Consider the following 15294-nt stretch of genomic DNA (forward strand, 5'->3'; position numbering starts at 1 on the left):
AGGAAATGCGAATTCGGAAATACGACAGTGGGTTCTCTCGGCGTGCTTTTCTTGAAAAGTCGCTGAAGGGAGTGGCGGCTGCCGGTGTGCTCGCACCGCTTTGGCCGGAGATTGCGCGCTCGGGCACGATAGACAAGGTCTATCCGGACGAGCTCCTCTCGATCGAGCTCTATACCAAAGGGCAGGTCAAGCCGGGCGATGTCATCACGGCCGACAATGTCGAGGTGGTGAAGGATCTGCTTGACCCGATTGCCTATCGTCAGGTGAAAGAGATGGGGCGGCGCATCAACATCGTCGAAACCACGACCGATGTAACGAAGCTCTTTCCTCACGAATATCTGGAGGCGACCCTCCGCAACGCGGGTCGTGCGAAATTCGACGCGAATGGAAATGTCGTCACCGACGACGGAAAGCCCTGGATCGGTGGCAACCCCTTCCCGAATGCACAGACGGGCGAGGAGGCCTTTGCAAACCTCACCATGTCCTGGGGCCGCCACGATGAATCCGTCTACGGCGTTCGCGACTGGGATATTTCACCAAATGGAACGCTCTCCTACCAGTATGACTTCATCTGGGCGGAGCAGAACACGGTCGGCCTTGTAAACAAGCCCTCGCCTTATCAGGCGGGTGCTGAGGACAAGCTCCGCTATCAGGCGGTTTGGTTTACCTCGCCGACAGATGCCAAGGGCACGGCCTTCCTCAACACCTGGCATTATGACCAGCGGAAATTTCCGGAACTTCTCGGATACCTGCCGGCATTCAAACGCGTCCGTAATTTCCCGACCAATCAGCGTTTCGAACCGCTGGTGCCCGGCATCACAATTTTCTTGTCCGACGCATGGGCAGCGGGAGATCCGATGCTCACTTGGGGCAACTACAAGGTGATCGGCACGAAGCCGCATCTTGGCGCCGTCTCGGGCAATTGGTCCGGCAAGACGAATCCCAATTGGGAGCGCGAGGTTCACGGTGGCCCACAAGGGCAGACCTTCTTCGAGGACTACAAGGAGCTTGTTCCTGAAGTTCTCGTCGTTGAAGCCGAGCCCATCGGTTATCCGCGTGCGCCGGTCAGCAAGAAGCGCGTCTACATCGACGTCCGCAACATGATGTTCGTGTCCTATCTGACTTACGACCGTCGCGGCGAAATATGGAAGTCCTTCGAACCTGCCTTCAGCCAGTACAAGGACGGTGACGCCGCATACATGGACGGAGCGCACCCGCTCTGGTCGTGGACGCATGTTCACAGTCATGACGTGCAGACCAACCGCATGAGCCGCTTCGTGCAGGCGAAGCAGATCACCGGTGGTTTTGGCCCCGAGTACAATATCGGGCCGAGCATCTACGACAAGTATCTGACGGCACAGGCTATCCGCCGGTTCGGCACCTAGGAACAGAGGCAATGCGGGCGCCGGCAGGAGGTCGGCGCCCCGGTGTCTTTGAGGGAGAGCATGTTGAAAAGATTTGTCGTCGTAGTCGCCGCTCTATTGTTTCTGCCTGTTCTCGTGGCGGATGCTGCAACGGGCGACCTGTCTCTACGTTATCGTGGTACGGCGCATGACGCGCTGTTCGACATCTCATTCGACAATTCATTTGGTATTGCCGTCGGCGGTGGCGGAACGGTACTCGCCAGCGAGGATGGTGGTTTGAGTTGGGCGCATTATGTGCGGCCAGATACCAGCCTTGCCTTGCTTGGAGTGATTGCCGAAGGCGGCAAGCGCTTTGCCGTCGGGCAGTCCGGGCAAATCTTTCGGCTCGATGGGGACTCCTGGTCGCCGCTTGAAAGCGGCACGGATGCGCGCCTTTTCTCGATCGCGCTTGGTCACAATGGGCTTGTTGTTGTTGTGGGAGGCTTCGGCACGATCCTCGTATCACATGACAATGGTGCGACATGGTCGGCTGCGACCATCGATTGGATGCCGATTCTCAATGATTACGTTGAGCCTCATCTGTATGCGGTTCAAATACAGAACGGCGTCATTACCGTCGCCGGCGAGTTCGGCTTGATCCTTCGTTCATTGGATGATGGCGCCTCGTGGACGGTGGCGCATAGAGGCGAAGCCTCGATTTTCGATTTTTCAATCGACCAGAAGGGGCTCGGCCTTGCGGTGGGGCAGGAAGGGCTTGTCCTTGCAACCGCAGATGGCGGAGCGAGCTGGCGCGAGAGCGGCCGCCTTTCCGGAACGCCCTTGCTCGGCGTTTGGCAATCGGGCGCCCGCGCATTCGCCGTCGGCATACGCGGCGGATACGCAAGTAATGATGGCGGCCGCAACTGGAAATCCGTGACGCGAAGCGACATCGAAACGGGCTGGTATCAGGCGGTTGCGTCCTCAGCATCTAGAGACAAGCCCGTGCTCGTCGGTCATCGCGGACGAATTCTTGAGGTGGATGAATGAGCCGCGTCGCGGCTTGAGGTTGGTTCCAACCCGTTTCGGGTTATCCAAGGGAGGGGAGAAAATGTCTCGTAAACTTATCGAGGCCGCAGGGGGACTTCTGGCAGGCGTGGCGCTCACCGTGGCGTTTACGGCAGGCGCCCGCGCTGCTGACTTCAATGTTCAGGGCTTCATCAGACAAGAGCCGGCAATCAAGCTCACGGATGAAGAGAATCCGTATAACCAGCGCGGTAATATCTATAACGGCGTGGCTGTTACGCAGGACTCGACCTTGTTGGGCGGTGGCGTCACGACAACGACGAGGCCGATAGAGCGCGGGGACAACACATTCAATTTGATGGCGACGCGCCTCGAGGTCGATTTCCAGGCGAACTTCAATGAGAACTGGAACGGCTTCGCCCGGCTGCGTGGATATTTTCAGCCGGACATCTTCGACAATGAGGGAGATCCGGAGTTCTTCGAGACACCGCTCTGGAGCGGGGGGCGAGGAACCTTCCTGGAAGCCAATGGCAGGAACTACATGGTCGACTTGCCGGCTCTCTATCTCGACTATTCCGAGGGACCGCTCTGGCTCCGGCTCGGCAACCAGCAGATTGCGTGGGGCGAATCCCTTTTCTTCCGTGTTCTCGACGTTCCTAACGGTCTCGATCTCCGGCGGCACCTATTGCTCGATCTCGTCGCCGAAGAGTTTGCCGATGAGCGTGTCGCTGCGCCCGGTATTCGCGGTTCCTATCGTGTGACGAACGACATCGAGGTCGAAGCATTTACGCAGCTCTTCAACCCGTCGATTCTCGCCAATGCCGACACGCCCTACAACGTTATTCCCTCTCAGTTCACGGTCCACCAGCAAGAGGGATTTGACGACGCGGAAGGTGCGATGAACGTCGGCGGCCGCGTACAAGCCCAAGTCGGAGGCGTCGCCCTGCAGGCAATCGCTGTCAATAGACGCAACCCTGACGGCGTCTTCAGCTGGACAGCTTCTGGCGTCAACCGCGACATTCCAGGCCTCGTGGGCAGCGGCGCCGTACTTGCGCAAACTCCATTCGAAGTAAGCAATACCGGCGTCTATTCCGCACAGGAATGGTTTACCTATGCCGGCATGGCGCGCCTGAATGGCTTCACTGGATTCAACACGGCGATCAATGAATTCCCTGCCACCGCTCTTCTAGGGGCTGCCGCTGTACCGAACCAGACGCTTGCCGCTTCCGAACTCGATCTGTTTTTCCAGCTCAGCCCGCTTCGTGGCCATATAGCGCGCACCTATCACCGCGAAAACATCTTCGGTCTCGGCGCAAACTACGTCGTGAATGCCGGACCCGAATCCTTCTTCGACCAGCTCGTGATCAGGAGCGAATTCACCTACACGCCCGACAAGATTTTCACGAGCCCCGATCTCAGTCAGTCTTTCATCGAAGAAGACGAGTATGTCGCGTCGCTGGTCTTCGAGAAGTACCACCGTTTCTCGCAGGAATTCCCCGCGACTTTCATGGTGCTGCAGTATCTCTATAAATCGGAAAGCGACATGTTCGGCCGTCACTTGAGCGGCATGGGTGCGACGGGAGCCCGCACCAGTGGTTTGCCTGAAGGCGAAAATTCCTTCAATGCCGTTGCCTTCGCGCTGCAGCAGCCTTTTCCGAATCTCATCTGGAGGGCTGACTTCTCGGTTCTTTACGACGTGAGGGGCGGCGCCTTGGTCCAGCCCGGCCTCAAGTGGAAGCCTAACGAACAATGGACTGCCGAGGTCTTTGCCAACATCACCATGAGCGACGGTGGCAATGATGACATCGTGGACACGATTGACTGGGCCGACGAGCTGACATTCCGCATTACCTATCAGTTCTAAAGACCCGGTCGACAAGGCTCCGTCCGGAGTGCCGGCGCGGACCGTCAAGCCATTTCAACATTGGGCACCAGACGGTCATCCCCCAAAAGCGCGCCGTCAATCCGGACGGGTGCTGTCGGCGACATGGCAGGCAGCACAAATAGGCGGAGAAGGTGATGCATATTCGGCGCTATACGCATGACTATTCGCGGCGCGTCTTTTTGCACCGTCTTGCTGCGGGCATAGTCGGCTTGGGTGTCACGGCGCCGCTCTGGAAAACGCTCGAAGCTCATGGTGATGCGTCGCGCGCCTATCCGGACGAGCTTCTTTCCATCGAAGCCTACACAAAGGGTGCAATCTCCACCGGCGGCCGTATCGACGCCGGCAATGTCGATCTCGTGAAAGAGCTGCTTGATCCGATACGCTATCGTCAGATCAAGGAAATGGGACGAGTCCTGGAGGTGGTCGCTGCGACAACCGATCTAATGCAGCTCAGCCCGTGGGAATATATCGAAGCCACATTGCGCAACAAGGGCAAGGCTCGGTTCGATGCGACGGGTAACGTGGTCACCGCGGATGGAGAACCATGGATCGGCGGCAATCCTTTCCCCGATCCCCGGAGCGCATTGGAAATCTTCGCTGGCCTCACGCTCAGTTGGGGACGGCACGATATCTCCGTATATGCGACCAGGGAATATGACCTCGCACCAGGAGGTACGGTCGACTACACATATGAATCCGTTTGGGCCGAACTTGCGCCGGTCGGCCGTCTGGTGGTCGACCCCAAACCTTATTGGCCTGAATTTCGCGACAAGCTGCGCTTTCAATCCGTCGCCTTCACGTCGCCTAATGAGGACAAGGGCACATCGTTCCTGAACATATGGCCATACGACCAGAACGAGTTCCCCGAGCTTTACGGCTATCTTCCCGCATTCAAGCGCATCCGCCGTTTTCCCGCCAATCAGCGTTTCGAGCCGCTCATCGCGGGTTCGACCATGTATCTATCCGATGCCTGGGCGGCGGGGGATCCGCTCCTAACCTGGGGTAACTATCGGCTTGTACATCAAGGCCCCGCGCTTGCCGCGCTATCCGATGGTTGGGCGGCCGGCCATCCAAACTGGGAACATGCAACGCATGGCGGCCCCGGCGGCGTGAGCTTCTGGGATACCAAGGTTCAACTGGTCCCGGAAGCACTCGTCGTCGAGGCTGAGCCGGTGAAGTTCGCGCGGGCCCCGGTCGGCAAGAAGCATGTCTGGTTCGATGCGCGGACGATGCTGCCCTTCGTGATGGTTTCTTTCGATCGTAAGGGAGAAGTGTTCCGGTCATTCGATGGCGCTTTTTCGCTCTACAAGAACGGCGCCTCTGTCGTCATGGATGGTGCCCATCCCTATTGGTCATGGACGCATGTTCACGCCCACAACATCCAGACCAACAGGATAACGCGGCTGGAGCAGGTGCAACGGATCAAGGGTGGTCACACCATGATGGTCAATGACCAGTCTGCCTTCGACCGCTATCTGACGACGAGCGCGCTTCGCCGTCTGGGCATGTGATTATTCTTTGGGTGCGACGCGCAATACGCTGCCGTTTTCGCCGTCGGTCACGAGATAGAGATATCCGTCCGGTCCCGTGCGCACCTCGCGAATGCGCTGGCCGAGCTCGCCGAATAGCTCTTCCTGGCCGACAGGCTGTCCATTCTCCATGTCGACACGCCGAAGATGCTTGGCCGCAAGCGCACCGGCAAACAGGTCGCCATCCCATTCGGGAAACACGCTGCCACGATAAAGCGTAAACCCCGCTGGCGCGATCGAGGGCGTCCAGTGAAGAAGCGGCTGTTCCATTCCTTCATATTCCGTATAGGGCGAAATGCGCGCACCCGAATAATCGAGGCCATAAGTGATGACGGGCCAGCCGTAATTCTTGCCAGGTTCGATGATGTTGATCTCATCGCCGCCCTGCGGCCCGTGCTCGTGGAGATAGACCCTTCCCGAGAGGTTGTCGTAGACGATACCTTGCGCGTTGCGATGCCCCAGCGTCCAAATCTCCGGCTTAGCCCCTTCGCGGCCGATGAAAGGATTGTCTTCCGGCACGCTGCCGTCTCGGTTGATTCGGACGACCTTGCCGAAATCGACATCGAGTCTCTGCGCGTCCTCCCGGTAATCGAATCCATCGCCCACCGTCACGAGCAGCGTTCCATCCGGAAGAAAGAGCATACGACCGCCGTAATGCACGGGTGTGTTCTTCGCCGGTTCAGCGTCGAATATAACCTCGACGTCGCTGAGCGATGCCCCGTCAAAGCGTGCCCTTGCTACGCGCGTTCTGTTCTCGCCGGGCGTACCATGCGCATAGGAGAGGTAAACGAAACCATTCGTGGAGAATTCGGGGTCGAGCAGCAGGTCGAAAAGTCCGCCCTGGCTTTCGAAGTAAACATCCGGGATGCCAGCAACCGAATCCGGGGAGAGCACGCCCCCCCGAATGATCCGGACATTACCGGACAGCTCCACGACCAGGATGGAACCATCCGGCATGAATGTAAGGCTCCATGGGTGATCGAGCCCCTCCGCAATCGGCACGATTTCATACGATCCGGCGGCTTCCTGTGCGTGAACTGGAGCGGAGCCTGCGGCCCACAGCGCAGCCAGAAGAGTAACCGCGATTGTAGTCATCGCCCGTGCCGGATTTGTCATTGGTTGTTTCCCCGTCCCATCCGCTGGTATTCTGTGCAATCATACAGCGAGAAGACAACCGAAAGAAGCGGGGGCGGGGGATGCAATTCGGCAAGATAGTGCTGGCCTTTGTTCTGGCCGTGGTCGTGGCAACTGTCCTCGGCTCGATTGCGCACACCCAGTTCGTTCTGGGGCGGCTGGCGGATATCGGCGTTTCGGTCCCCCTCTCTGACCGTATCTCCATGACACTTCACGACATAGGCGGCATGGGCCCGCTTTACGGCGCGATCATCGGGCTCGGCCTGATTGTGGCTATGGCCGCGGCGGCGCTGGTATTTCGCTTCGCCGGTATTCAGCGCACATTGATATACGGAGTGGCGGGGGCTGCAGCCGTAGGGGTTGCATTAGCGGCCATGGGAATGGCCTACGATATCACGCCTATTGCTGGCGCCCGCTCGGCGGCAGGATTCCTCGCTCAGATGCTTGCAGGTGCAATCGGTGAGCTGACATTCGCGCGCGTCTCCCGATTATAGCATTGCGCTCCGAAAGCGCGTCTCCAAGTGCCTCTCCCCGCCGTCCATGCCTCATGATGTATCATGCTGCCTCTTCGCACGTCATTAAGCGCGTCTAACAAGTCACTGAAATCTGAAGATCGTTTTATGTTCGCGATCTGATCCCACGTCGACAGTTGCCTTGCCGCTTTAATCCGTGCAGCCTTTGTAATTGGCACGGTCGCCCCTCAACGCGTTCCGCCGCCGCTCGATTTCTCATCTGAATGGAAGCGAGAAATTGCCCAAAGCCGCTAGAACATACATACGCTATGTGGACGCCATAAATCGAGTAGTCGGTCGGATCGTCATGTATCTGATCTTTGTGATGATTGGCATCCTGCTTTACGCCTCCATCTCCCGAACCATGTTCAACATGCCCATCAGCTGGGCGATGGAGATGGGGCAGTTTCTCCTGGCTGCCTATTACTTGCTCGGCGGTGGTTACTCCCTCCAGATCAATTCGCATGTGCGGATGGACCTGCTCTATGGCCGTCTCTCGCCACGGAAAATGGCATTCACCGACACGATCACCGCCTTCTTTCTGATTTTCTACCTGTGCGTTCTGCTCTATGGCGGCATTTCCAGTACCGCGTATGCGGTCACATATCAGCAGGTGAACTATACATCCTGGGCGCCCTTGCTTTGGCCGATCAAGAGCATCATGACGGTAGGCATTGCGCTGATGCTGCTTCAGGCCATAGCTATTTTCTTCAGAGATCTCGCCCGCGTCCGAGGTGAGGAAATCGCATGAGCTACGAACTCATCACGCTGCTCATGTTTTCCTCGTTGATGGTGATGTTGCTCACGGGCCAGCGTGTCTTTGGCGCCATCGGCTTTGTCGCTGCCGCGGCCGCCCTGTTGCTCTGGGGCGACGGCGCGGTGGAGATGCCGTTTAATGCCAGCTTCCAGGTCCTCAACTGGTATCCGTTGCTGACTCTGCCGCTGTTTATCTACATGGGCTACATGCTCGCAGAGTCGGGCATCGCAAATGACTTGTACCGCATGTTCCATGTTTGGATGGGGCCGGTCAGAGGCGGTCTCGCCCTCGGCACGGTCGGTCTCATGGTCGTGATCTCGGCCATGAACGGCCTGAGCGTTGCGGGAATGGCCATCGGAGCGAGCGTCGCATTGCCTGAGCTTCTAAAGCGCGGTTACGACAAGGTGATGGTAACGGGCGTTATTCAGGCAGGGAGCTCTCTTGGCATTCTCATTCCGCCAAGCGTCGTGCTCGTCCTCTATGCGATGATTGCGCGTCAGCCGGTGCTCCAGCTGTGGCTCGCGGGCGTGTTGCCCGGGCTCCTCATGGCTTCTCTTTTCGCGCTCTATATCTATGTCCGGTGCAGAAGAAACCCGGAGCTTGGTCCGCCGCTGCCAAAAGAAGAACGCGATCTCATTACGTGGGCGGAAAAGTTTCGTCTGCTGCGTGCAGGCATCGCTCCTTTCGTTATTTTCGCTACCATGATGGGACTTTTTCTGACCGGCATTACAAGTCTGGTCGAGAGCTCCGCTGTCGGGGCGACGGGGGCCACTCTTGCTGCTCTCATAAAGCGGCGGCTTACATGGCGCGTGCTGGATGACACGATGCGTCAGACATTGAGCATCACGTGCATGTTCATGTTCATTATTCTTGCCGCGCTCTGCTTTGGCGCTGTCTATGACGGCCTTGGTGCAAAGAATGCCATTCGGGTGTTGATGCTGGAAACCTGGGATCTCACGCCCTGGGAAATTCTCATCATGATGCTGGTCTCGTTTGTCATCCTGGGGATGTTCTTGGACGACACGGCCATGCTGGTCATTGTGGCGCCGCTCTACATCCCCTTGGTGCTCAGCATGGGCTTCAGCCCCATCTGGTTCGGCGTCCTCTACGTGATTACCTGCCAGGTCGCCTATATCACCCCGCCATTCGGCTACAATCTTTTCCTCATGCGGGCCATGGCGCCCCCGGAGATAACGCTTGTCGATATCTATCGGTCAATCGTACCGTTTGTTGGCATAATGCTGGTCACGATAGCGATCATAATGGTGTTTCCGCAGATCGCTTTGTGGCTGCCCGAAATGTACTCCGGACGATAATCCAGCCCGGAATTTGAGTTTAAACAGTAAGCGGATTTTCTTCGTGCGAAAGGGCCGGGTCTGGCTGGGGCTGGATACGACCCAAAACATCCAGAGAAGGAGCCCTTCCATATGACGGACCACCCGAAGATAAACAAACGCGATTTTTTGAAAAAGGCAGGCGTCGCCGCCGTTGGCGCGGGAGCGCTGGCAACCCCCAATATCGTTCGTGCGCAGGCACCGATAAAATGGCGCCTTCAGACATATGCCGGCGCCTCTCTTGCAGAGCATGTCATCAAGCCGTCGATCGATGAATTCAACAAAGCCGCAAATGGCGAAATGGTGATCGAACTCTACACGGCCGATCAGCTTGTGCCGCAGGGCGAACTTTTCCGAGCCGTGCAGAATGGCACCATCGACGCCGCGCAGAGTGACGATGACAGCATGGCCGCACCGGTCGATGTCTCGGTGTTCGGTGCCTACTTCCCCTTCGCCTCGCGCTACAGCCTCGACGTTCCTGTTCTCTGGGAATGGTATGGCCTGCGTGAGATCTGGGAAGAGGCCTATGCAGAGGTGGAAGGCGTAACCTGGCTCAGCACAGGCTCCTGGGATCCTTGCAACTTCGTCACCACCAAGCCCATCCGGTCTGTCGCCGACCTTAAGGGCCTGCGCGTCTTTACATTCCCGACCGGTGGCAAGTTTCTGGAGCGTTTCGGCGTCGTTCCGGTCACGCTGCCTTGGGAAGATATCGAAGTTGCTATCCAGACCAACGAGATCGACGGTGTCGCTTGGTGCGGCGCGACCGAAACCTATACAGTTGGCTGGGCAGACATCACGAAATACTATCTGACGAACAACATCTCCGGCGCATGGGCCGGCTCCTACATCGCCAATACGGAAAAGTGGGAAGCACTGCCCGAACATTTGAAGACACTGTTCAAGCTCTGCATGGACAGCTCGCACTACTATCGCCAGCATTGGTATTGGTGGGGCGAGGCGCATTACCGCACAACAGGCGGCAAGCTCGAGCTCACCACCATCCCAGAGGCGGAATGGGCGCAGATTGAAAATGAGGCGCTTAAATTCTGGGACGAGGTTGCGCAGAAGAGCCCGCGCAATGCCAAGGTCGTCGAAATCCTCAAGAAGTACGCGGATACAATGAAGAAAGCCGGCGCGCCTTATCGCTACGGCTAGGTTCTCGATCAAGGATCGCGTTGCGGGCTCCATCGTGGCATTGCCAGGATGGAGCCCGTTCGATTCCGGCCTAACCATTGCGGGCATTGCCAAGCCGCCCCTGCGTCAAAAACTCCGCGGCAACACAGGCTTTGACGGATAGTAAATCAGCGTTATCGTTTTAGATCAGGCGGTACCGAAACCGCCTTATCCGCTCACAAGAAGGCGGAGTGAGTAAACACGGGATCACAGGAGGAGGCCCTGATGAACGGGAAATCGAGTAGCGAAAAGGCGGAACTTGGTTTCGACCCGGCAGCCCTGAAGGCGAAGTATCGTGCCGAGCGCGACAAGCGTCTGCGCGCGGATGCCAACGAGCAGTATGTGGAGATTAAAGGCCAGTTCGCGCACTACCTCGAAGATCCTTATGTCGAACCGGGCTATGCTCGCGCAGCGCTCTCCGATGAGGTCGACGTGGTGATGGTTGGCGGAGGCTTCGGCGGACTGCTGGCCGGCGCTCGCTTGCGCGAGGCTGGCGTCGACAAGGTTCGCATTATCGAAAAGGGCGGAGACTTCGGCGGGACATGGTACTGGAACCGCTATCCGGGCGCGGCGTGCGATATAGAATCCTATATCTATCTCCCGCTTCTCGAAGAAATCGGCTACATCCCGGTCGAGAAATATTCCAAGGCGGCGGAAATTCTCGCCCACAGCCGCGCCATCGGCGAACATTTCGACCTCTATCGCGATGCGCTTTTTCAGACCGAAGCGACGGAACTACACTGGAACGATGCCGCCGCGCGCTGGATTGTCCGCACCAACCGCGGCGACGCGATCCGCGCCCGCTTCGTGGTAACGGCCAGCGGTCCGCTGCATCGCCCAAAGCTCCCCGGCATTCCCGGCGTTGAAACCTTCCAAGGGCATTCTTTCCACACGAGCCGTTGGGATTACGGCTACACAGGCGGTGATTGCAATGGCGGGCTCGACCGTCTGAAGGACAAGCGTGTCGCCATCATCGGAACGGGCGCAACGGCCGTGCAATGCGTGCCGCATCTCGGCGCCCGGGCGAAAGAACTGTTCGTCTTCCAGCGTACGCCCTCATCTATCGACGTCAGAAACAACCGTCCGACCGATCCTGAATGGGTACAGAAGCTGCAGCCTGGCTGGCAGCAACACCGGATGGACAACTTCAACACGCTTGTCTCCGGCGGGTATCAAGAGGAGGACCTTGTCAACGACGGCTGGACCGACATCATCGGTAACCTGCTGGTCATGGCGCGCAAGGGAGCTGCGGGACGTTCCCCGGCCGAGATGGGTGAGATTGTTCAACTTGCTGACTTCCAGAAAATGGAATCGATCCGCAAGCGCGTGGAAACGGTGGTGAAAGATTCGTCAAAGGCTGAGGCGCTGAAGCCCTGGTACAATCAGTTCTGTAAGCGTCCCTGCTTCCACGATGAATATCTCGACACGTTCAACCGGCCAAATGTACACCTGATCGATACGCAGGGCAGGGGCGTTGAGCGCATCACAGAGCATTCGATTGTCGCGAATGGGCAGGAATTTGAAGTCGATTGTCTGATCTATGCGACCGGCTTTGAGGTCGGCACGAGCTACACGCGGCGCGCAGGTTTCGAAATCTACGGCCGTGATGGGGTGTCGCTCAGCGAAAAGTGGAAGGATGGCATCTCGACCCTGCATGGGATGCACAGCCGTGGCTTCCCGAACTGCTTCATCGTCAGCAACTCGCAGGCGGGCTTCACCGCCAACTACCCGCACATGCTCAATGAGCAGTCGAAGCATCTATCCTACATTGTGAAGGAATGCATCGACCGCCAGGCCCGCGTCGTTGAAGTGACCGAGGACGCGGAAAAGGAATGGGTGGAAGCGATCATCAAGGCGTCCGTCTTCAACAGGCGCTTTCTCGAAGAATGCACGCCCGGCTACTACAACAACGAGGGCAAACCCTCTGAGCTCGCTATCCGAAATGGATTTTACGGTGGCGGCTCCGTCGCCTTTATTAAAATCCTCGAAGAATGGCGCGCCAAAGGCGACTTGCCGGGTCTCGAGTTGAACGTCGGCTGACGCATTTCCGGGGCAGGTAAAGCTTGATACCACACCGCCGGGGACCGGAAACGGCTCCCGGCAGGTGCGTTTGCCTTATATGGCCGGAAAAAGAGTGGCTGGGGGACTAGGATTCGAACCTAGATAGGCAGAGTCAGAGTCTGCAGTCCTACCATTAGACGATCCCCCAACAAGCGCCGAGTCGGCCCGGTTTTCCACGAGTTTCCTGCGGGCTGCGACGCATTTGGTTGCGCGCGCGAAACTAGTCGTAGGCCCCCCGTTCGTCAACACTTTGGGCGTGCTTTGGGGCGGGATCCCTCGTCCTTTACCCCACGGCTGAGGCTGCTACACTAATCCCAACTGAAATATAGGGAATCCGGTTGGAAGCGCGGTCTGCATACGTAGTCTCCTGCGCTGCCCGGGTCTAAAAAACGTGCACCATAAAGGTGACGGCGGTGTGACCGGCCCTGGCGGGGCTGACACCGCTCCGGAGGGGCTGCAGAGTCCCCTTTCCGCCACGACCAAGTCTTCCGGCGCCCCGGAAGTGGCTCAGTCGCGCGAGCTTCCGCTCGATGGCGGTGACAAGCCGAAGCGCCGTCGCAGGCGCGGACGCCGGGGCAGGGGGCAGTCGAAACTTCAGTCTCCCCCCCAGGTCGAGAGCGAGCCGCCAGCCACGAGGCCGGCACGGTCTTCTACATCGGCCGATTCCGCCATCTCGTCAGACCCGCTCTATGCCGCGCTCGATCTTGGCACTAATAATTGCCGCCTCCTGATCGCGCGCCGCTCTCCCGACGGCTTCAAGGTGGTGGACGCCTACTCCCGCATCGTTCGCCTGGGCGAAGGTCTTGCGCATACCGGTGCGCTTGGCGATGCCGCCATGTTGCGCGCCATCGATGCGTTGAAGATCTGTGCGGACAAAATGGCCCGGCGCGGCGTGGTCCGGGCGCGTACGATCGCCACCGCCGCTTGCCGCACGGCGTCCAACGGCGCCGCCTTTATAGACCGGGTCAAGAAAGAGACAGGCCTCTCGCTCGAGGTCGTTTCAACGGAAGATGAGGCCCGCCTCGCCGTGGCCGGTTGTGCGCCGCTGCTTGACCGGACTTGCTCCTCGGCTCTCGTTTTCGATATAGGCGGGGGGTCCACCGAGCTCATCTGGGTCCAGATGGAGGGGACCGAGGAAAGCAACGGCAGGAAGGGCAAATACACCTCGGGCGCTTCCATAGGCGACTGGGTTTCCCTGCCGTGCGGGGTTGTTACGCTCGCGGAGCGGCATGGCGGGGTCGAGGTGCCGAACGCGGTCTATGATCGGATGGTCGATGAGGTTGCGGAGAGGCTGCAGCCGTTTCTTGATCGTGTAAAAGCAGCTTCCGGCTGGGGGTCGGGCAGCGAGAGAGGTTTTCATCTTCTCGGCACATCCGGCACGGTCATGACGATAGCAGGCGTCCATCTTGGACTGAACCGCTATGACCGTACTCAGGTCGATGGCATATGGATATCGCCGCTGGATGTCCAGCGCGTCACACGTTCGCTGCTCGATATGGATTATGATCGCCGCGCGGCGCATCCTTGCGTAGGGCAGGAGCGGGCAGATCTTGTGCTCGCTGGATGTGCGATCTTTGAGGCGATTGCACGTGCCTGGCCGGCCGACAGGCTGCGCGTCGCAGACAGGGGCCTTCGCGAAGGCATTCTGATGTCGCTGATGGATGCGGACACGGCACGGCGCCGCCGCCGCAGAAGACGGCGCCGCAAAAGCGCAAAGCCCAGCCTGCCATCGGCCCGGCAGCTCTCCGCTAAGTGAATTGGAAGAACATGACCAACAGCGGAAAAACCGGCGGCAAAAGCGGCAAGGGAGGCACGGGCGGCGCCCGGGCCCTGAAGGTGCGCGTGAAAACGGCGCGCAAACGCAGCAACTCCTCTACCCGCTGGCTGCAGCGGCAGCTGAATGATCCCTATGTCCACGCCGCGAAGCGCGAGGGGTATCGCTCCCGTGCTGCCTTCAAACTTGCCGAGATAGACGACAAATACCGCTTCCTGAAGCCCGGCGGCCGAGTGGTCGATCTTGGCTGTGCGCCGGGTGGCTGGTGCCAGGTCGCGGTAGCACGGGTAAAGGCGGAAGGCGGCGATGCGGGCGCCGAAGGACGGCATGGCCGCGTCATAGGGCTCGACTATCTGGAGATGGACCCGGTTCCTGGCGCCACGATCCTTCAACTCGACTTCCTCTCCGAAGGGGCGGATGACCAGGTAAAGGAGCTTCTGGCGGGCGAGGCGGACGTCGTCCTCTCCGACATGGCAGCGCCGACAACGGGCCACAAGCAGACCGACCATATGCGGATCATGTCGCTGTGCGAAATCGCCGCCCACTTCGCAACAGAAGTCCTGGCCCCGGGAGGCACCTTTCTCGCCAAGGTGTTGCGGGGTGGAACGGAGAATGAGCTTTTGGTGCTCCTCAAGCAGCACTTTAAAACTGTCCGCCATGTGAAGCCCAAGGCCAGCCGGGCCGATTCGGCGGAGATGTACGTTTTGGCCCAAGGCTTTAAGGGGCGTAGTGAAAGCCCTCTCGATGATGCGGAGTGAATGTTTGGGTG

General features: G+C 58.7%; 12 protein-coding genes and 1 tRNA gene. 11 read left to right on the forward strand and 2 right to left on the reverse strand.

The features are described from left to right. The first annotated feature begins 5 nt into the window (after positions 1–5). From PLAV_RS05890 to PLAV_RS05905, 4 genes are all read left to right on the forward strand, one after another. Positions 6–1385, forward strand: coding sequence for a DUF1329 domain-containing protein (locus PLAV_RS05890; RefSeq protein ID WP_012110042.1), 1380 nt, complete (start codon positions 6–8; stop codon positions 1383–1385). A gap of 60 nt (positions 1386–1445) precedes the next feature. Then, positions 1446–2390, forward strand: a complete 945-nt coding sequence (locus PLAV_RS05895) for a WD40/YVTN/BNR-like repeat-containing protein (RefSeq protein WP_012110043.1) — start codon at positions 1446–1448, stop codon at positions 2388–2390. A gap of 61 nt (positions 2391–2451) precedes the next feature. Beyond that, positions 2452–4230, forward strand: coding sequence for a DUF1302 family protein (locus tag PLAV_RS05900; protein WP_012110044.1), 1779 nt, complete (start codon positions 2452–2454; stop codon positions 4228–4230). Between the two features lie 155 nt (positions 4231–4385). Continuing rightward, positions 4386–5762, forward strand: a complete 1377-nt coding sequence (locus PLAV_RS05905; RefSeq protein ID WP_012110045.1) for a DUF1329 domain-containing protein — start codon at positions 4386–4388, stop codon at positions 5760–5762. On the opposite strand, the gene PLAV_RS05910 is transcribed toward PLAV_RS05905, so the two are convergent. Next, entirely contained in the window at positions 5763–6896 is a 1134-nt protein-coding gene (locus tag PLAV_RS05910; RefSeq protein WP_012110046.1) for a PQQ-dependent sugar dehydrogenase, read from the reverse strand. Positions 6897–6976: 80 nt separating this feature from the next. Between PLAV_RS05910 and PLAV_RS05915 the strand changes: the two genes are divergently transcribed. From PLAV_RS05915 to PLAV_RS05935, 5 genes are all read left to right on the forward strand, one after another. Further along, positions 6977–7408 (forward strand): hypothetical protein, encoded by a 432-nt coding sequence (locus PLAV_RS05915; protein ID WP_012110047.1) that lies wholly within the window; start codon positions 6977–6979, stop codon positions 7406–7408. 256 nt (positions 7409–7664) lie between these two features. Further along, entirely contained in the window at positions 7665–8177 is a 513-nt protein-coding gene (locus tag PLAV_RS05920) for a TRAP transporter small permease subunit (RefSeq protein WP_041535873.1), read from the forward strand. Beyond that, positions 8174–9499 carry a TRAP transporter large permease gene (locus PLAV_RS05925; RefSeq protein WP_012110049.1) on the forward strand — a complete coding sequence of 442 codons (1326 nt, stop codon included), beginning with the start codon at positions 8174–8176 and terminating at the stop codon, positions 9497–9499. Before PLAV_RS05920 ends, PLAV_RS05925 begins: the two co-directional genes overlap by 4 nt. Before the next feature lie 111 nt (positions 9500–9610). Then, positions 9611–10672, forward strand: a complete 1062-nt coding sequence (locus PLAV_RS05930) for a TRAP transporter substrate-binding protein (protein WP_012110050.1) — start codon at positions 9611–9613, stop codon at positions 10670–10672. A 243-nt stretch (positions 10673–10915) separates the two neighbouring features. Then, positions 10916–12730 carry a flavin-containing monooxygenase gene (locus PLAV_RS05935; RefSeq protein WP_012110051.1) on the forward strand — a complete coding sequence of 605 codons (1815 nt, stop codon included), beginning with the start codon at positions 10916–10918 and terminating at the stop codon, positions 12728–12730. 95 nt (positions 12731–12825) lie between these two features. On the opposite strand, the gene PLAV_RS05940 is transcribed toward PLAV_RS05935, so the two are convergent. Continuing rightward, positions 12826–12899 (reverse strand) — tRNA-Gln (locus PLAV_RS05940). Between the two features lie 267 nt (positions 12900–13166). Between PLAV_RS05940 and PLAV_RS05945 the strand changes: the two genes are divergently transcribed. Further along, entirely contained in the window at positions 13167–14507 is a 1341-nt protein-coding gene (locus tag PLAV_RS05945) for a Ppx/GppA phosphatase family protein (RefSeq protein ID WP_012110052.1), read from the forward strand. Positions 14508–14518: 11 nt separating this feature from the next. Then, positions 14519–15283 (forward strand): RlmE family RNA methyltransferase, encoded by a 765-nt coding sequence (locus PLAV_RS05950; protein ID WP_012110053.1) that lies wholly within the window; start codon positions 14519–14521, stop codon positions 15281–15283. Positions 15284–15294 lie beyond the last annotated feature (11 nt).

Origin of the sequence: Parvibaculum lavamentivorans DS-1 (assembly GCF_000017565.1) — a bacterium.
GTDB lineage: Bacteria > Pseudomonadota > Alphaproteobacteria > Parvibaculales > Parvibaculaceae > Parvibaculum > Parvibaculum lavamentivorans.